12 protein-coding genes are annotated in these 18552 nt (G+C 50.2%); 6 read left to right on the top strand and 6 right to left on the bottom strand.

Annotated features, from left to right (window positions below):
• Positions 1–79 precede the first annotated feature (79 nt).
• Positions 80–466 carry a hypothetical protein gene (locus tag Pan54_RS17705; RefSeq protein WP_146504744.1) on the top strand — a complete coding sequence of 129 codons (387 nt, stop codon included), beginning with the start codon at positions 80–82 and terminating at the stop codon, positions 464–466.
• Between the two features lie 154 nt (positions 467–620).
• A complete protein-coding gene (locus tag Pan54_RS17700) occupies positions 621–1775 on the top strand; it encodes an ISAs1 family transposase (RefSeq protein WP_146504743.1) in 1155 nt (384 codons plus the stop codon).
• A 530-nt stretch (positions 1776–2305) separates the two neighbouring features.
• On the opposite strand, the gene Pan54_RS17695 is transcribed toward Pan54_RS17700, so the two are convergent.
• Both Pan54_RS17695 and Pan54_RS17690 read right to left on the bottom strand, forming a co-directional pair.
• The gene (locus Pan54_RS17695) at positions 2306–2761 is read right to left on the bottom strand and encodes a peptidylprolyl isomerase (protein WP_242631362.1); all 456 of its coding nucleotides are present in this window, start codon (positions 2759–2761) and stop codon (positions 2306–2308) included.
• Positions 2762–2865: 104 nt separating this feature from the next.
• Complete coding sequence (locus tag Pan54_RS17690) at positions 2866–5832, bottom strand: alpha/beta hydrolase family protein (RefSeq protein WP_165441834.1); 2967 nt, start codon at positions 5830–5832, stop codon at positions 2866–2868.
• A gap of 366 nt (positions 5833–6198) precedes the next feature.
• Between Pan54_RS17690 and Pan54_RS17685 the strand changes: the two genes are divergently transcribed.
• On the top strand, positions 6199–10929 hold the full coding sequence (locus tag Pan54_RS17685) for an outer membrane protein assembly factor BamB family protein (protein ID WP_165441833.1): 4731 nt from the start codon (positions 6199–6201) through the stop codon (positions 10927–10929).
• A 176-nt stretch (positions 10930–11105) separates the two neighbouring features.
• Here the strand turns inward: Pan54_RS17685 and Pan54_RS17680 are convergent, their stop codons facing one another.
• The 4 genes from Pan54_RS17680 to Pan54_RS17665 all read right to left on the bottom strand — a co-directional run bounded on the left by Pan54_RS17680 (position 11106) and on the right by Pan54_RS17665 (position 14015).
• The gene (locus tag Pan54_RS17680) at positions 11106–12392 is read right to left on the bottom strand and encodes a hypothetical protein (protein ID WP_146504739.1); all 1287 of its coding nucleotides are present in this window, start codon (positions 12390–12392) and stop codon (positions 11106–11108) included.
• Complete coding sequence (locus Pan54_RS17675; protein ID WP_146504738.1) at positions 12392–13057, bottom strand: class I SAM-dependent methyltransferase; 666 nt, start codon at positions 13055–13057, stop codon at positions 12392–12394. Before Pan54_RS17675 ends, Pan54_RS17680 begins: the two co-directional genes overlap by 1 nt.
• A gap of 61 nt (positions 13058–13118) precedes the next feature.
• The gene (locus tag Pan54_RS17670) at positions 13119–13556 is read right to left on the bottom strand and encodes an ASCH domain-containing protein (protein ID WP_165441832.1); all 438 of its coding nucleotides are present in this window, start codon (positions 13554–13556) and stop codon (positions 13119–13121) included.
• A gap of 6 nt (positions 13557–13562) precedes the next feature.
• Positions 13563–14015 carry an RbsD/FucU family protein gene (locus Pan54_RS17665; protein ID WP_146504736.1) on the bottom strand — a complete coding sequence of 151 codons (453 nt, stop codon included), beginning with the start codon at positions 14013–14015 and terminating at the stop codon, positions 13563–13565.
• Positions 14016–14571: 556 nt separating this feature from the next.
• Between Pan54_RS17665 and Pan54_RS17660 the strand changes: the two genes are divergently transcribed.
• The 3 genes from Pan54_RS17660 (at position 14572) to Pan54_RS17650 (ending at position 18410) form a co-directional block, all read left to right on the top strand.
• The gene (locus tag Pan54_RS17660) at positions 14572–16374 is read left to right on the top strand and encodes a GspE/PulE family protein (RefSeq protein WP_242631361.1); all 1803 of its coding nucleotides are present in this window, start codon (positions 14572–14574) and stop codon (positions 16372–16374) included.
• 68 nt (positions 16375–16442) lie between these two features.
• Complete coding sequence (locus Pan54_RS17655) at positions 16443–17129, top strand: CvpA family protein (RefSeq protein ID WP_146504734.1); 687 nt, start codon at positions 16443–16445, stop codon at positions 17127–17129.
• A 303-nt stretch (positions 17130–17432) separates the two neighbouring features.
• Positions 17433–18410, top strand: a complete 978-nt coding sequence (locus Pan54_RS17650) for a DUF368 domain-containing protein (protein WP_146504733.1) — start codon at positions 17433–17435, stop codon at positions 18408–18410.
• Positions 18411–18552 lie beyond the last annotated feature (142 nt).

The following is an 18552-nucleotide window of genomic DNA, read 5'->3' as shown; positions in this document are numbered from 1 at the left end:
GCGGTTTATCGCAAGAGCATTGGGTTCGCGGAGTCGCAGTTCGGCTGTGGCTCAGCTTTTTTCGTTAGTAAGGCATGGAATGGGGCAAGTAAAATTCGCAGTTCGGTGTGCAGGCTGCAAGGGGCAGGCAATTGCTTTAATGCGCCCCTTTGGGGTGCGTGGAACATATCGCGAGGCAACTGCTGAGATGGTGGCAGTCAGGATAACTTGTTTAAGCTGCGGAAATACGCAGGAATCTGCAACAGGTGTCCCGTTTGAATTGTGGTACAAGGCAGATGTTCGAGGGCAACTGCTTTGGTTCAATAACGAAGAACATGGGCAGGCGCTGCTCGAGTACATTGAAGGTAGTCGCGAGCGGCCTGAGTTTCCGGTGTCCACTTGGGTTGAGGTGCTCCCCCGTTGGATGCTTTCTTCTAAGAATCGAATAGTTGTTGCTGAAAAGGTGCGGGAACTATTGGACGGTTGAGTTAGCTTACTAAATCGAGTAAGGACCACCATCGCAGGGCTTACGCACCGATTGCTCGACGCAACTGCTTGACATATTGTATCTTGTGGTCTTGGTCGTGTCGAGAATTGTCCGGTGGCGGGCAGCGGGATGATCGTTTTAGCAGGAGGCGGTCATGGAAGACCAGGCACGAGGATTTGTTGCGATGCTCGAATCGTGTTTCTCAGAACTGGAAGATCCCCGCAACGAGAACTCTTGCGAGCATCTGCTGATCGACATCATTGCCATAACCATTCTGGGCGTGACGTGCGGAGCTGATGACTGGACAGACCTGGAAACGTTTGGCAACGGACGTCGCGAATGGCTCGAAAAGTTCCTGGCACTTCCCAACGGAATTCCTGCTCACGACACATTCCGACGAGTCTTTGGAATGCTTGACCCGAAGCAGTTTTCGACGAGTCTGTTTCAATGGACTCACGCTATTCAGGATGCGACGGACGGTCAATTAATTGCCATTGATGGCAAGGCACTCAGACGCTCGTTTGCCAAGCGGACTGGAAAGAAGATGTTGCACCTGGTGACTGCATGGTCGAGTGATAATGGCCTGACACTCGGTCAGGTTACTTGTGAGCAAAAGTCCAATGAGATCACGGCTATTCCACAACTGTTGACCATGCTGGACCTCAAAGGGAACACGGTCACGATTGATGCAATGGGTTGCCAGACGGAGATTGCTGCACAAATACGAGAGCAAAAAGGGCATTATGTGCTGGCTCTCAAAGGGAATCAGTCATCGCTCAAGGACGACATGCAGGCGTTATTTGATGTGGAGGCAGAGCGAGATTTTAGTGGAGTCAAGCACCATGTGTTTGAGAGTTCGAACTCTGGACATGGCCGCATGGAAGAACGTACCTGCCATGTTCTGGAAATACCCAAAGATCATCCACAGCGTGAGAAATGGCGAGATCTGAAGACATTGGTTGTCACGGTGTCGCGTCGTCAAGTCGACGAAAAAGAGACTTGGGAATCACGATTGTTTGTCAGCTCGCATCCGCCACGAGCCAAGTTTGTTGCCGAAGCAATCCGTCGCCATTGGAGCATTGAGAATAGTCAGCACTGGATTCTGGACGTGACGTTCGGCGAAGACCATCGACGCCAGCAGGACCGAAACGGAGCGAGTAATCTGGCAGCGGTGAGACGACTTTCAACCAGCTTGCTTCGTCAGGAAACAACACTCAAAAGGGGAGCAAAGTGCAAGCGAATGAACTGTGCATTAGATCCGAATTACCTGTTGAAAGTCTTCACGCCACCAGAAACAATCGATGCGTAAGCCCTGACCACCATCGCACAATTTTTGAATTTACAGCACGGTCCAAATGGAGCACGATATTCTATTGACCCTGGAACACCATTAATCCAGCAATTAACCTGAACATGATTCATCCAACATTTCTTAACATATGGAAAATTTGTTGTCGGAGTCGGCCAGAAGTGATGAGCTGGATGTACTCTCATTTTACATCTCAACTTTAAGTTTTTACAGTAACGAATTAAATCAGTAACCCATCCCCTCGCGTCGGCAATTGCTTCGTCTACTGGTGTACCTATGTTATTGACTGCGCTGATTAAAGCTTGTAAGCACGACGGCGTTGCCAAGCATGCTGTTAAAGTAAGGCCAAAAGCGGCTGCAATTGCCTCAGCTTCAGTAATCGCGATTGCAACCCCTCCTACAATAATTACGGCTGGATTATTTCCGCTTGGATCGCTAAAACTCAATGGGTTGTTTATAACATAGGTAAGCCAAGGGCAGGCTCCTGCCTGCCTTCCTGCTATTCACGGGTGGCCCTCATGGAAAAGTGCTCACTGAATCTCTTCAATCGTCTCCACCGGCACCGAAGACGTCCCGGCTGGTGTCGACGTCCCTTCAGCAGGAGCAGTTGAAGTCGCAACCGGTGCCGGAGTCGAGGTACCCGTTTCTACCGGGCTTGAGGTCGTCATCTCAGGCTCAGCGACTGGCGTCTCGACCGGCTCTGCCGGAGCCTTCGTTTCCTGAATAATCTCAGCCGACTTGATGTAATCAAGATTAGGAAAACTCTTCTTCAAATATTCATTGCCACGCGACTGAATCTGCCCCTGATCAGGCTGCTCCCCATATTCAGAGTTAAGAGAATCAACAACATCCATCCCCTCAATCACTTTGCCGAAAGGCGGGAAGCCTTGAGGATCGAGTGAGCCGGAGTTGTCGCCATAGTTGATAAACAACTGAGTCGTTCGCGGGTGACCCAACCGATATCGTCGGTTGGGTGCTGAAAGCACAAGAGGCTTCGCCGTTCGCTCTCCCTGTCTATTAAACTGAAAATTTATCGTTCGTCTCCCAGACACCCTCTTAAGAACTCACTCGCTTGCGCTTCGTGCTTGTATCACGTATTAGTGGGGGTTTCGTTTTCTAATGTGAACGATTCCGTCTTCAAAAAGTTTTCAATCGCCGTAATTGCTCGTTTGTCGCGCATTAAGTAAAGGTGCAGGCAGGGGAAGGAGTAGAAGTCGGTCATGCCTTCGAGGTTGGTGCTGGCGACGGTGACGGTGCCGTCGTCGTCGCCGGGGATCATGGGGTTGTAGCCGTTGGAATTGGAGCCGCGGGCTCCGGCGATGACGCCGAAGGGCACCGTCGGAATGGGAAGTTTGTCGATGGTTTCATCCATTGTCCGCAGCTGGCTGCCGGCTTTGCCCATCAGCCAGTGGAAGGGGGGAAACTTGTCGAAGAAGTCGGCCATTTCGGCTCCGTGATTCGGGGTGCCGAGCATGACGACTTTGCCGATCAGTTGCTGTGCAATAGATTCACTTCCCGGCAGGCCGAACCAGGCGCGGATGACGAGTCCGCCCATGCTGTGGCCGACGAGGTGAATGGTTTCGACGCCTTCGAGAGAGTCGATAATTTTCTGTAAGTCAGCAGCGGCCTGTTCAATCGTGATTTTCGTACTGGGATAGTTAGCCGCGAAAACCATATAGCCCTGTTCTTCCAGCGATTTCTTGAGCGGCGTGAACGAACTGGCCGAGCGGAGGATGCCATGCAGGAGGATGACCGCTTCGCCGGACATCGGCTTGAGTTCCTGTTCGACACGAATCTCTTCCAGTTTTGCAACACAGGCATCGAATTCGCCATATTCATAGCGGACGTTACGATTATCGAGCAGGCGGCAATGTTGCGTGAAGACGTTCTGCTGAATGCGGAAGTCGCGAAAAAAGTGAATATCACTCCAGAATTGGGAGCCGCCGAAGGTTTTCATGTCGAGGTTTTCCGGCTCTTCAATGGTGAGGGGGGAATCGGGTTCGTCCGACGCATTTTCGATCTGGCAAATGTCTACGCTATCCAATTCATTAACTGATGTCACATCCTGATCAGAAGTCTGAATCGGTTTCAAGGAGACACCCTCTAATTTTTGCAGCTGCTTGTAAAAATCCAACACGCCTGCCACTTCGCCATCGAGATTAATCGGCGTGTTTTGAGCGGCGAGTGCCAGGGCTTGAGGGATATCCAGAATTCTAAGCACGTTCAAATAAGTCGGCCCCTGCATATGAGAAGTGGGGATGTCTTTCAAGACAAGTTGATCGACAGGATGATCGAGCATGAGGTTGGCATACAGGGCATTGATGGCCTGATTGCCTGAGGCGTCGACGATCAGTTCGACATCTTGATCCTGAAAAGTCTGTCGAACAAGGCGGATGGCAGCCATGATGTCCCAGACTCGCATACTGTCGAGTGATTGTCCGATGAGAGCGAAGCGACGTCGGATGTGGTTTTGCTTTTTCTCATCGCCCGACCATTGATTGGATCCAAGGCCTCGCGGTGTGAAAATCATGGAGATTTCCTGAGGCGAATCGGGCAGGAACTCTTTGCGGTTTTCCTTGTTTGGTTCTTCATCAACGATATGCAATGTGACGGTGACGGGGTCAGTGGGATTGCGGGAAGCCGATTCGAGAACTGATAACGTGAGAGGCACGTGAGTTTGGGAGTCAAATCGTAATGTCAACTCTCGAATCAAATTGGTTACAGTGGATTTCAGGTCAATAAATATGGGTTTGGTGGGAGTCACTGGCCAATGTGCGAACGAATTCGTGCTGAGTTGTTCGTGGGTATTGCGGGCATATTCCTGCCACTCCTTAGCGGTGGTCAACTCTGGTGGTTCAGCCATCGGCACAAAGGAGTCGTGAATTGTGGATGTGATTTCATCGGCTGGTAATTCGTGGAAGACGCGAAGTTGTTCCGGTTCGTAGAGTTTTTCCGCAGGCTGGGCTTGCTCATCACTGTGCTTGAGATGTCGGTCGAACCATTCGAATTCGTTGACTTGCAGACGCTGGGTATCTTTATGCGGGCCTTCTGCGATGGCGATGCCGAGATTCTTTTCGGCTCCGAAATGCTCGTAGACCATTTTGGTTTTCCAGTAAACATCCATCACGCCATCGAGCGGGAAGATGGAGTCTTTGTCGGTATTGGTGATCAGTAGTGCTCGGGGAGCGACTAAAGCGGAGATCATTGGAAAATCCCAGGCTTCGGAGTTGACCTGGAACATGCAGTCGCAATGGCCTTCGATGCAGTCGTCGACGATATGATTTCGCATCGAGGTGATTCCCGCGACCGGGACGGCTGCTTTGATTCGTTTATCGAGAGCGGCAATCCACCAGGAGTAGGCTCCGCCTCCGCTGCGTCCGGTAACGCCGATGCGTTCGGGATCGACTTCGGGAAGGGACTGCAGGTAATCGATACTGCGGATGCCATTCCAGGCTTCAACGCCAGCCGGGGTGTAGCCGCGAGCGTTCCACCACCACATTCCCTTGCTGTAGGTGCCGTGATGGATTCCCTGAAATTCGCCGAGTTGAATGGTATCGATCATCAGACAGACATAGCCATTCTGGGCATACCAGATGCCATGATGCTGATAGCCGACTTTGTTGCCGTAGGAGATGCCATCCTTTTTGTTATTGGAGTGTCCACAAACATACAGAATAGCCGGGGCTGGTTTTTCAGTATTCTTGGGCAGGTAGAGATTCGCGGTGACATAGAGACCGGGCGAGGCCTGGAACTGCAGATTCTTGACGGTGAAGGTCTCTTCTTCAATTTCCCCTGTGACGACCGGCTTGAGAGGTGTGCGTTCGGGCATCGGGGAGAGGCCGAGCATGCTGGCGAGTTGCTTGCGGTAGGTTTCCTGCTCGTCTTTGTACTGGACATCCGATTCGAGGCGGGCAATGGTTTCGAGTTCGATTTGCGATGTCTGGTGATCGAAGTAGGCTTCGAGGGCGGCATCGTGGTCGATCGGTTCGGCGGCATAGAGTGTCGATGGCAGGCAGAGTGCAATCATCCAAGTGAGAATGCGGGGAGAGGTGATCATTGTGTTCATGGCTCCGTTAAAATGAGGGAAAGCATGAGGCGAGGTTGATCCATATCATGACGGAAAAAGGGCAGGATGTCTTCCTACCGAGTCATTTTACAAGAATATTCGTGTTGTCCCAGTCGTAAATGGAACCTGAAATTCGAGCCCGAGATTGAAAAAGGTAGTAGCAGTTGAAAGAAAGGGGTCGTATAATTTTGAGTGGAGATTTGAAAACAAGCACGAAGCGCAAGGGAGTACTCCGTCCGTTGAGAAATGGAATGTCGGCCCCTCGCTGACGCTTCGGGTTAAGATGGTTCCTGTATTCTAGAGAGCATGGGGACGAATAAACACAATACAAACTGCAAACCTGCAGAGGATTTTATAATGGATTTGAAGTATCGCAGAGGTTTCCGTTCCAATACATTTTTTTACGGAATACTTGTGATTTGCGTGTGGGGTCTCTGCTTTGCGGCGACGTCAAACCGTGTGATCGCTCAGGATGAGCAGGCGGAGCAGCCGGCTGTGAACCCGTTGCAGAATTTCTTAAAGAAGTTTCTCAATCCGAACAATCCGGCTCCAGCCCCTGCAGACGATATTGCCGAAAAGCAGGAGCCAAGCGAACCGATTGATTCTTCAGTTCCGTTTGTTCGCGAACACAAAATGATTCTGGAGAACGCCAAAACACGAGTCCAACTGGGGCAGTGGCCAGAGGCGATTAAAATCTACCAGACGATGCTCGATTCGTCTGCGAATTCCATTGTTCAGGGATCGGATGGGGAATATCGTTCTGTGCGTTGGGAGATTCAGCGTCAGATCGCCCAACTGCCTGAAGTCGCTCGTGAGATGTATTTGCAGACATATAGCGGTCTGGCCCGGCGAATGCTGGATGATGCCTACGAATCTTCAGATATGAATCATGTTCGTGAGGTGGCGGAGAAGTATTTTTTGACAGATGCTGGTCAAGCGGCCGCGAACCGAATTGCTTCGATTCATGTTGATCGCGGCGAATTTGCGATTGCGGCGCTCTGGTACGAACGGCTCGTGAATGCTGGTGGGGAATTGACGCAGGATCCGTTATGGCGGTTTAAGGTGGAGTCGGTCTATGAACAGGCAGGTTTGCGAAACGAGGAGGAACGTCCCTGGGAAGCGATGACCAAAGTTGAAGAGCAGGGTCTCAATCGACGCTTACCCGGCGATTCCCTTGAAGCGGTCCGCAAGGCCTGGAGTACAGTGGGCGATTTTTTCAATCCGCCGCTTGAAGACTGGTTGTATCCGGGAGGAGCGGCTCATCGGTCTGGGCAAGCCGCCGGCACCCTTCCACTGCTGTTGAGTGTCTGGTCACAACCGACTACTGAACATCCGCAAATTCTCGACCAGATGGAGCAGCTGATTGATGATCTGGAAGTGAGTCAGATCCCTGTCATTCCGGCCATGCAACCAATCAGCGTGAAAGGAAAAATCATCTTCCGCACCTTTGAAGGGTTGTGTGTGGTCGATGGAGAATCGGGACAGATTCTCTGGGAAACTCGCGATGATATTTCACCGGCGATGCTGTTGACCACCACCTCCAAAAGTGCCAAGCAGTTCCTGCAGCAAAGAGGGGTGGTTATCAAAGTCAATGGTGTGGCAGTGAATCCGTATTTCGGATATCAGGCCGAGCAGCATCCGTTGACAAATTTTCTGTTTCGTAATGCGGTGCATGGCGCAGTCAGCAGTGACGGCCAAGCGGTGTACTCGATTGAAGAAAATGCTCTGCTCTCCAATCAATCTGCCTATAACTATTATTCAAACCGCTCGCTGGCAGATAATGATCCTTATCATCGCGACTGGGGTACGAATCGCTTGTCGAGCTACGATATTGAAACGGGGCGTCAGTTATGGAGCATCGGAGGTTCCCGCGTGGCAGAAACGATTGATTCTCCACTGGCGGGGACATTCTTTCTGGGAACTCCTTTAATTGAAGCGGGAGACCTGTTTGTTTTAGGAGAACAGGAAGGTGCAATTCGCATGCACTGCTTACGAGCCGAGGATGGTCAACTGCAGTGGTCTCAGGTAATCGCTTATACCGAAGTCCCAATGGACCGGGATGCAAGTCGTCGCTGGTGGCCCGCACAAATTGCACTTTCTGGAGGGGTGTTGGTTTGCCCGACGAACATTGGACTGCTGGTCGGGGTCGATCGGGCTTCGCACGAAATTTTGTGGGTCAGTCGTTATGCGGACAAAACCCAAAAAGATCAGAATTCGATTCAGATGCGCCGCGGAGGTTACGTGATGACGAACCCCGGCACGATTAAAGATCGCTGGTTTCCAACGCCGCCGATGATCATCAACCAGACAGTCATTCTTGCTCCCCCTGAAGTCCAGATGCTGGCAGGCTATCGCTTAAGTGATGGCAAAGAACTCTGGCGGATCAATAGCGAGAGTGGTGGACTTTATCCGGCAGGCAGTTTCAATGGAGAATTGATCGTCGTAAATCGAGCGGGTTTAGTGGGCTATGATGTCAAAACGGGCCGTAAACTTTGGGAGCGGAATTTCTTAGACTATGCTGATGCAAACAATGGCGACTTGCTGCTTCCGAGCGGTCGGGGACTGGTTTCGGAAGATAGGTTTCTGATTCCAATGGGGGGGAAGGAAATCTGGTATTTCGATTTGAAGGAGCGAAAGTTTACAGGCCGAGCCGGCTTGGGGGAAGAAAATTTAACGCTGGGGAATTTGATCATGTCGCGGGGCCGACTGGTCTCTGCATCCCCTGATCAGGTTGTACAGTTCGACCCCAAAGAAGATGTCGAAAGGGAAATTAATACCCGACTTGCTCTGGACAAAAAAGACTTTCGAGCACTTTCGAAGCAGGCACAAATTCTCTCGCTGGAGAAAGATTACGACCTGTCGCTAGCGACATTGAATCAGATTGATGCTTCCGCACTCCATGGTCAGGAGAAACAATTTTATCGCCAGCAGATGCAAGATGTATTATTCGGGCTGGTTGAACAGGATAGCGACCGAAAAGAGGAGTATCTAAAATTACTGGCTGAATATGTGACGTCGGAATCTGACCAGCAGCGTTATTTACGCCTGCTTGCTCAAGTTCAAATTGAGACCCGTCAGTTTGCAGGTGCGTTCGAGAGCTACACTCAGTTGAGTCAATTCGGAGACCGAAAACTGGTGCGGGATCATGGACATCCTTCATTACTGGTCCGGCAGGATGTCTGGCTTAATGCTCGATTGCAGGAATTGTGGTCGGAATCGACAGGAGAAGTCTCCTCGCAAATCTCTCAATTTGTCAGTGAGGCGAGTTGGGCCGCGATTCAATCCAAGGATCGGGAGCAGTTGCTCAAAGTCATTCGACTTTACGGATTTCATCCAGATACGATCGATGTCTATCTGGCAGTTGTCGAGTTGGGTATCAATGAACAAAATTTTGCACTGTCAGAATATGCATTAAAATGTTTGGGACAATTTGACGATCCCTGCATTCGAGCCAGTGCGATTGCTGGCCGGGCCGATTTACTCAGAGAGTTCGGCCTCCCGGAGGATGCTCGATACATGGGGGCAAAATTGTCCGAATTCGATCAGGACCTGGTGCTGCTGGATGGCTTAACCGTGCAGGATTGGCTGGAGGAGCAAGAGGTTTCTAATGACGAAAAACCTCATTCCAACATTACCTCCCACTGGAGTGATGAAGAGTTTGAAGTCTCCCATATGGGGATTTCACAGTGGAATCAGCAGCGAGGGACAATCAATTTGGATGTAGGAAAAGCTCCCTATTTTCAACAGCATCGATTTCAATACGCTCAACAGCAACCGAGGATCACCGTATTTGATAATCGGACAGATGAAGTCACCTGGTCCATCCCGATACAGCAAATGGAACAGGCACAAGCTGCAACTGTCCTGCCGATTCGCGTGCGTGGGCATGTGATGACATTATATTCCCGGGGCCTCGTGCAGTGCTATTCGTTGCCGGATCGTCGATTATTGTGGGCTCACCCGGTGTCGCGTCAATCAGGAGCAGTTGGCGTGACAAATGCAGGAAAGCAGCCGATGTCGAGCTTACAGAAAGCCAAGTCGGCTGCTTCTCGATTCCGCCTGAATCAGAACCGAAATGTTTATGGTCCACTGGTGTTGAATACAGATACGACGGTGTATTACTTTGGGCGAAACGAATTGATAGCCGCCGATGTCCTAAATGGAGAAATTCGCTGGATTCGTCGGGGGATTCCTCGGAGAGCAATGATCTACGGCGATGATACTCAACTTTGTATTGCGACACCTGCACTTTCTCAGGCAGTCCTTGTCGATGCCAGAGATGGCAGAACTCTTGAGTCTAAGGATCTGGAAAAACTCCTCAGTAATGGGATTGCGATTACGGGTGAAACCGTCATTACTGTGGACAGGAACGAACCGGCTGCGGCATTTTCAAGACAGTTTGGCAACGAGGACACTACGCATCAAATTCAAAAAACACATGTGGTTGAAGGACGCAGTCTCAGGACGAAAGAAACAATCTGGAGCCTGCAAATTGATGAGAATGAATATGTTGGTCAGATTGATGACGATCGATTTGCCATTGTGGAACTGAACGGTCTGGCTCACTTGCACGACTCTCATACTGGTGATTTATTGCAGACAATTCGCATTGCTGAACTCAACAGTGAACTCGCCAAACTGAAGGAGTTGTTCATGTTCATGGACGGCCCACGGTTGTATCTGGTGGGAAACAAATCGACGAATCATTCGACGTACTTGAACATTTACAGTCAACGGGTCAATGGGACGATTTTTTGTCTGGATCTCGAACAGGAAGAACTGGCCTGGTCTTATGAGACAGAGAAATTGAATCTGGTACTCGAAGAGATTGATCAGTTGCCGGTCCTGGTCCTGGCCGGTACGAAACATCAGCAAAAACACAAGCTCTACGTCGGCACCTTCCATGTGACGATTCTCGATAAAATTACTGGCAAGGTTATTATTGAAGAAGAGCTGCTCAATCAGAATCAAGTGCAACGGATCACCTGGTCAGAACACGACAAGCAAATCAGTCTGCATGCTTATAACTCAGTGATTACCTTGCAGCCGAAGCGAAATGTGGCGAAGAATGAGCCGAAGGTTGAGTAGTGTGGCACGTCCCAGAACGAAGTGATGGGCGTGGTGTCAGTCCTAATACTGGGCTTGCGGAACGCGTAACTCACTCCGGTGCCCATATTACAGATTTGGTTACTTTGAAAACCAGATCCATTCATGCCTGCCCTGCTTCGCGATGCAGGCATGGCACCCGATTTTTGAGAACTCATTTACTCACTCGAAATGCCACAGATTGTGATGACGAATGAGAGCAGGGTGAGCAGGCCAAAGCCGGCTGCTTTTACGGGTTCACGCTTCGAATGGTTCTCGTTTTCGGACCAGGCGATTGAAGTCGCGACTGCACATTGCAGGGCATAAAACAGGGCAAAAGCACGCGAAGCCAGACTGATGACCTGCAGCACATCGACGACCCAGACGAGCAGAATGGTCATACCGCCAATCGCCAGATAAGCGGTTTTGGCGTTGAGCCAGTCTTTAGTGAGGGAATCGAGCAGTCCGCCGCAACCGGCTTCGTCAGCGACTGCAGCGGTGAATTGACTCCCAACCGCAGTCACAGTCAACAACATGGGCAGAATAGTCGCCACCGGAGCGATGAGTGTAAGAATCATCGTCACATCAGCTGAAGACGAGGCTTGTTCAGGGGTGATGACGATCAGCATCAACGAGAGAAAGACCAGATAAATCAGACTCGCAATTCCCTGAGCCCACCGCATCGTTTTGATGCGTTCCTGAGCAGGATGTTCGGTCCCCAGAAACCGGCTCGTTTCAAAGCCCTGCACGACGACCAATAATCCCATCATCACACGGAGAGTGTGCCAGGGATCGGAGCCGATGGCGAGTTCCGGAAGTTTCCAACTTCCGTCCCACGCGGCTTGTCCATTGAAGACGATCAGTCCCGTCAGTAAGGCCAGAATTGTCGCGAGATTTAAACTGACAATATAACGTTCCACTTTCTCAACAATGTGCAAACCGAACAGAAAGCCGGTGCCCGAAATAATGACGAGAAGACTCGTTGCCAGCATTTTTGGAAGAAAACTGGAATCGATTCCAAAAGGCTGCATTGCGAACAGGCTGAGGAGTTGAATGTAATAGGTGATCGAAATGAAGTAGGCGATGGCGAGTACATAATGACTCAACTTTTCGACACCTTTGCCCAATTCAGCAGTCAATCGGTGGGAATGGTGATACTTATGATCGTCTCGACCGTGAACAGGCTCCGTAATCTTGTCGAACAACGGTTCGGCATTGGCAATATTAAATCGGATTGCCGAGCCTATCAGCCAGGCAACCAACAGCAATACCGCCATCGCAAGCGGAGCATAATTCCCGGCAACACTGGCAAGCAAGGGAGCAGAAACCAGAAAGCCGCTGCCCATGATCGAGGCCAGAGGCGTCATCGTCGCGGCCCAGGCCGAGGATTGTCGCAGCTGTGGACTCAAGGTCAACCAGGCCAGCATTCCCAGAGCGACCACTGCAATCAGGACATTTACGAACATTACGCTTTTTTCCCGACAACAATGGCCACTGGCATTGTCCAGATGGTTTGTCGTTCGGAGTGCGTCATTTTAAATCCTCCGTGTTCCAGTATGTCATCGGGATCGATAGGCTGACAATCAACAATGTGCGGAAAGTGATGATGCATCCAGATGTAAGTCGACTCCAACACAGAAGTGTGATCTTCCTTATTGACCATCGCCATCGAGACGACTCCGAACCGGCCACCCGGTTTGAGAACACGTTTCACTTCTTCGATCAGTTTGGGGATCACATTTTCGGGGAAGAGTTCAAGTGTCATACTCATAAAGACCGCATCGAGCGAGGCATCTTCAAATGGAAGCGGAGGGGCAGGTTTAACCTGCAGTTCCACTTGTTCTTGGACCCCTGCTTTGGCAACCCGTTTCGAGGCGACATCGTACATGCCCTGGGAAACATCAATGCCGTAGGCATGCCCACTTTTTCCGACAGCTTGCGCGATCGCGACAATCGAATGCCCCGTGCCGAAGCCCACTTCGAGGACCGATTCTCCCGATTGGACATCAAGAGCCTTCAATCCGGCTTCACGAACTTCATGTTCGCTGCTATCAGAAATGGCATCGTAGGCCGAACTGATACGATCGTAAAAATGACGAGCCTGTGTGGCTTGTGTTCCGTTTTGAGACATGGTTTCAACCTTTGATGAGCAGAGATGAGAAAATAAATGTTGCGGCGTAATTGGCCTGCAGTTACTTTTCGGGGTTTCGTTCCGATGACTCTTTCCGTCTGCAGTAAGGGTAAAACCAGACGCCATAGGGTAGAAATCGGACCGGTTGCGGCTTCGTAAATCGAACCGGATTTTTCAGGATCCATGCATATCGATTCTCCAACTCCTGAGTCGATAAACAACTCAAAACGGTATCCTGAGGTGTTGTCTTGCGACATTCAACAATTTCGACCGAACCGACAATCAATCCCAGAGGAAAATCGCAGGAGTCGAGTTCGTGATCTTGAATTGCTTTTACGGCATACGTTTCGGTCGCGTGTTTTTTGGATGTGTAGAGATAAATTGAGCCCCGAACGTTCGTGGATCGGGACCGGATTTCGAGGGTCTTTTTTCCACGCAGAATCAATTCGGCCCAAGGCTGTTTGATACCGAGAGCGATACGGTCTTGATCAAGTTCCACAAGGATTTACTCCCCAGGTTGTCTGACGCCGATCGAGAGCAGCAGGTTGGCCCATAATGCCTGATCTCCTGTCTGGATTGTCAGGACAAGATCGCGGGAGGCGACTGCGTCGTAGAAGTCCCATTTTTGAATCGGTTCAAGTTCAACTTTGGAGTTCGCGTTTTTCAAAATGCGACGATAATCATCCCAGACTGGAGGATCGCCTTTGCTGGCATAAGGGTCGTCTGCAGGAATTCCCATTGTGTTGACAATATCGATGGGAATGGCGGTCAGTAAGACTTCCAGGACTTGGGAGACGGTTAATAATCCCGGAGTAAGATTGAGGGAAATCAGCTGAGCATTCGGCCCTAATGTGGATGAAGCCGGATAATTGCCATCGGCAATCAATATTTTACTGTGATGGCCCGCCCGGCCAATAATCGCATTGATCTCCGGATGAATCAGTTGATGCTTGAGCATGGGAAATAAAAACTCCAAAAGCGTATCATAAAATGTAGGTTCTGTTCGTAATTATCAGGTCGTAATTTACGGCTTCCCCTGGATCATGAGCCTGTTAAAAATAGCCTTGCCAATGAGGATCCTGCAAGCGGGTCTACCGAATATCATTCCACCTCGAAAGAAATGTGAGGAGTCGAAGAGATGAGGCAGGAACCCAATGAATGAGAAATGCATGCATTTCGGCGATCTTGCCATCTTGGCGGTCCCACAAAAATACGATGACTTTTCCAGGATTTGACATGTTGATTAAGTGTTGAAATTCCTGAACCGCGATGGTCTTTCAGGCTTTGTTTTCGTAAAGCGGTACTGTTACACTATTCATGTGTTGCGTTCCTGTGATTAGTAGCTGGCTATTGATTCAGAATGGTAACATTCAACAGAATATGTTTCCTCAATTTGAGTTTCATAAAACAACTTCCCGGCATTAACCGGGATGACCTGATAAGCGATTGCTATGAATTTTCATTTGACAGGCTCACTCCTTTTGTTTTTCGTATTTTATTGCGGAAGCTCGGCATTGGCTCAGGAAAATGGGGCCATTCCACCCGAGGGCGCTCCTGCAACCGTGGAGACTGCTCCCGATACGGCGACAGGTACTGCAGCGTCTCCTCGCGCTGCAGGCGATTATCCACCGAATCCGTTTCGTTTTTATCGTGGCAATGTGCACCTGGATAACCAGCGGATTCTCATCGGAGATCAAAGTGTTTCGGCTCCGCGGGATGGATACTATTTCAGTCTCGGGAAATTGATTCCTGTACTGGGAATTTTCTTTCTGTGGATCTGGTCGTCCCGCTGGGCACAATCGGACAGCACCAGCTTGAAGGTTCGTCCAATATTCTGGATGACAAATCTGCTGCTGGGGGGGTTAGCCGCCTTTATACTGTGCTTCATCTCACCGAGTTATCTGCTCGGATTCTTTCTACTTCTGCTTGGCTATGGCGGACCGATTGGGGCCTATGTTTATGAGAGAAATCAGCGTGTTCCTGAATCTGCCAGGGTGATGACCCCACGACATATTCGCAGCGTTGTTCTCAGAACGCTGGCCAAGTATGGCATTCGCATCGGATCGACCGAAGTTCACGAACAAGCGGTCGGTCCTCCAATTACGTTTATTGGAAAATCGAAAGAAGGGGGACGGTCGAAGGCTGTTGAAAGTTCCCGGGGTTATATGTCCGCCAAGGAACTGATTTACGACGCGATTCTGCGTCGCGCGACCGACGTCCACCTGGAGCCGAAAGACGAGGAAACTTCTGTCCGACTGCGTATTGATGGAGTGATGTATCCGACCGAGCCATTCGATTCGGCCGTGGGGCAGAACGTTGTAAACATCATCAAAGTTCTCTCCGCGATGGATATCACAGAAAAACGTAAGCCTCAGGATGGCAGTTTTCGAGCCGAGATGGACTTCCGCGAAATCGATTTTCGTGTTGCCACCCAGGGAACCCGCTACGGCGAAAAAATGGTCATGCGTATCCTGGATCAGTCGAACTCCGTCAGTTCACTGGCTCAACTCGGGATGCGTAAACAATTACAGGATGGTCTGCTCGCGGTCATCAGTCAGCCTCACGGTCTGTTTTTGACCTGTGGTCCAACGGGTGCCGGTAAGTCGACAACCTTATATGCGGCTCTCGGAGAAATCGATTCGTATCAGCGAAACATCATCACGATTGAAGACCCGATCGAATATAAGATGGAGAGCGTGACGCAGATCGAGATTAACAATAAAGCGGGACAGACGTTTGCCGGTTCACTGCGAAGTGTGCTGCGTCAGGACCCCGATGTCTTGATGGTTGGGGAAATTCGAGACGAAGAAACGGCGGTTATTGCCTGTCAGGCTGCCAATACAGGTCACATGGTCTTCTCGACGGTGCACGCCAACGAAACCTTTACAGCCTTATATCGTATGATGGATCTGGGCGTTGAACCGTTCATGTTGTCCAGTTCTCTTTCTGCAATTTTGGGGCAACGTCTGGCAAGGCGTCTTTGTCCCGAATGTAAAGTCCCTTACAAGCCTAAGCCGGAGTTCCTCAAGAAGGCCAATCTACCCGCCAATAAGATTGAAAACTTTTACAAGCAACCTTCCAACCCTGAAGGGCAATGTCCAGCCTGCGGCGGGTTGGGTTACAAAGGCCGCGTGGGGATCTATGAATTACTGGCGTTGAACGAACGCATGCGGGACATGATTCGAGACAGTGCCGCCATTACGCAAATTAAAGCAGAAGCCCGCAAGAACGGCATGCTTTATATGCGTGAAGAAGGCTTACGACTCGTGGTGAAGGGGATTACTTCGGTCGAGGAGATGTTGCGGGTTGTGAAGTAAAAGTGGATCGAAAGTCCTGCGAAATTGAGTTTGATAGTAACCGACGAAGAAATCGGGATTGAGTAAATATGATTGACATTGCACTACTGATTATTCTGGGGCTGGTTGCCTGGTGTGTCGCCTCGGAAGGGGCCTGGGGAGCGGTTTTGGTTTTTCTGAGCACGTTCTTCGCAGGCATCATCGCCATAAATTACTTCGAGCCTCTGGCTGATTTACTCGATAAAACATTGAACCTGGGATATGCCTGGACAAATCGCTGGGACTTTATTGCCTACATGCTGCTGTTCATAGCGGCCGCCTTTGCAATTCGTATCGGGGTAGAACGAATCATGCCTACATTTATCGAAGTTCATCCTCTGGCCCACGACGGAGTCCGCTGGGTGGTGGGAGTGATGACTGGTTATTTGACGGTTGCGATTGTCTTGACCTCGATGCATTTAACTCCGTTGCCACGTACGTTTCTTGGATTTCAACCAGAACGAGACAATTTTCTCGGGTTGTCAGCTCCTGATCGTCAATGGTTGGGCTACGTCCAATATATGACGGAAAAAGCATTCTCGCGAGGCGGCGGCCACATGTTTGACGGTTCTACGGTACAACTTTCTGATGGCACACAGGTTGTCATCCCCTCATTTACGATTCGCTACGCATCCCGCCGTTCGATGACTGGAGGAGGTGGTGCGAACGCTCCCACTATCGAGGCTCCGGCACCAGTCGTTGTCCCGCAATCCGGTGGCACAGCGATGCCATTCTAGAGCATTTCTAAATGCAGTGTGCCTTCGCATGTACGATTATTTGCCTAAATCGCTGCATTTGCTCAGGCATATCGCGGAAAATCACCTGCAGCGTTCGGCAGGAGCAAACTTAGTGTTTTACGTCCAAGCGACTGCAGAAACCATTTGAAAATGGTCTAGAGGCATGCAACACATCAAGGATGTGAGTTATTTTACAAGCACGAAGCGCGAGCAAGTGTGTCACCAATCGTAATCTCGACACACTCGCTCGCGCTTCGTGTATGTCTTTAGAGTCACCCAAACTGCATAAATAACGAGACACCAATGTCAGCAAAAGATGGAACTTTCACTGCGGATCTCCTCCAGGTGGCACGCGGCTTTCTCATGGGCGGAGCAGATATTATTCCCGGTGTGTCGGGAGGAACCGTCGCACTCATACTGGGGATTTATGAACGCCTCGTCCGGGCTATCAGTCGAGTCGATGGGACATTATTCGGTTTTGTCCGTCATGGAGAATGGAAGCAGGCCGCCCACTATTTTGACCTACGCTTTTTAGTCACACTTGGTATTGGCATCGGTCTGGGAATCATCAGCCTGGCTGGATTGATGCACTTTCTTCTGCTGGAGCAGCGAACTTTCACTCTGGCTGCATTTTACGGCTTGATCGCGGCTTCCTCCTGGCTGGTCGCCTGCATGGTCGACCGCTGGCGGTTTCTCGAATGGATCTGTTTAATCGCCGGAGGTCTGTTTGCCTTCTGGCTGGTTGGATTGCCGATTTTACACACGCCTCCTGACAACTCTGCTTATGTTTTTTTCTGTGGTGCCGTGGCGATCTGTGCGATGATACTACCGGGCATCAGTGGTGCCTTTATTCTGCTCCTTCTGGGTAAGTACGTCGAAATTACGGGTCTCATCAAAGGGCTACTGCATGGCGAAATCAGTATCAGCATTTTGATCACAATCTCGGTCTTTGCACTCGGTTGTCTGACAGGCCTGCTGACATTCAGCAAATTGCTCAAGTGGTTATTGACGCACTATTTCTCTGTGACAATGGCCATGCTTTGTGGATTTATGATTGGCTCACTCCGCAAGTTGTTCCCGTTTCAAAACGATCTGACTCCCGAAATCACAGAATTGAAACACAAAATTTATACCAATCGAAATTTTGCCGAGATCGATTTGCAAACAGAGCTCATCCCCGCCGTTGTGATCGCAATTCTGGCAGCAGCATTCGTACTTGTTTTGAGTCGGTTGTCCGAAGCGAAGCCCCACCCGGAGACGCTTGAAAATGATGAAGAATAATTGAGAAGGTCTTCAATCGGTTCAATGCTGTTGTATTATCTGCTATGAAAACTCTCAGATTCCAATATTCTCAAGACGCAGCATGACACGATGTGACGGTGAGTAATCTAGCCTGAAATCAACATCGTGCGACGACCTGCAT

Origin of the sequence: Rubinisphaera italica, from assembly GCF_007859715.1 — a bacterium.
Classification (GTDB): Bacteria; Planctomycetota; Planctomycetia; order Planctomycetales; family Planctomycetaceae; genus Rubinisphaera; species Rubinisphaera italica.
The sequence above is the reverse complement of the archived record's forward strand: the minus strand, read 5'-3'. Positions and strand labels throughout refer to the sequence as shown.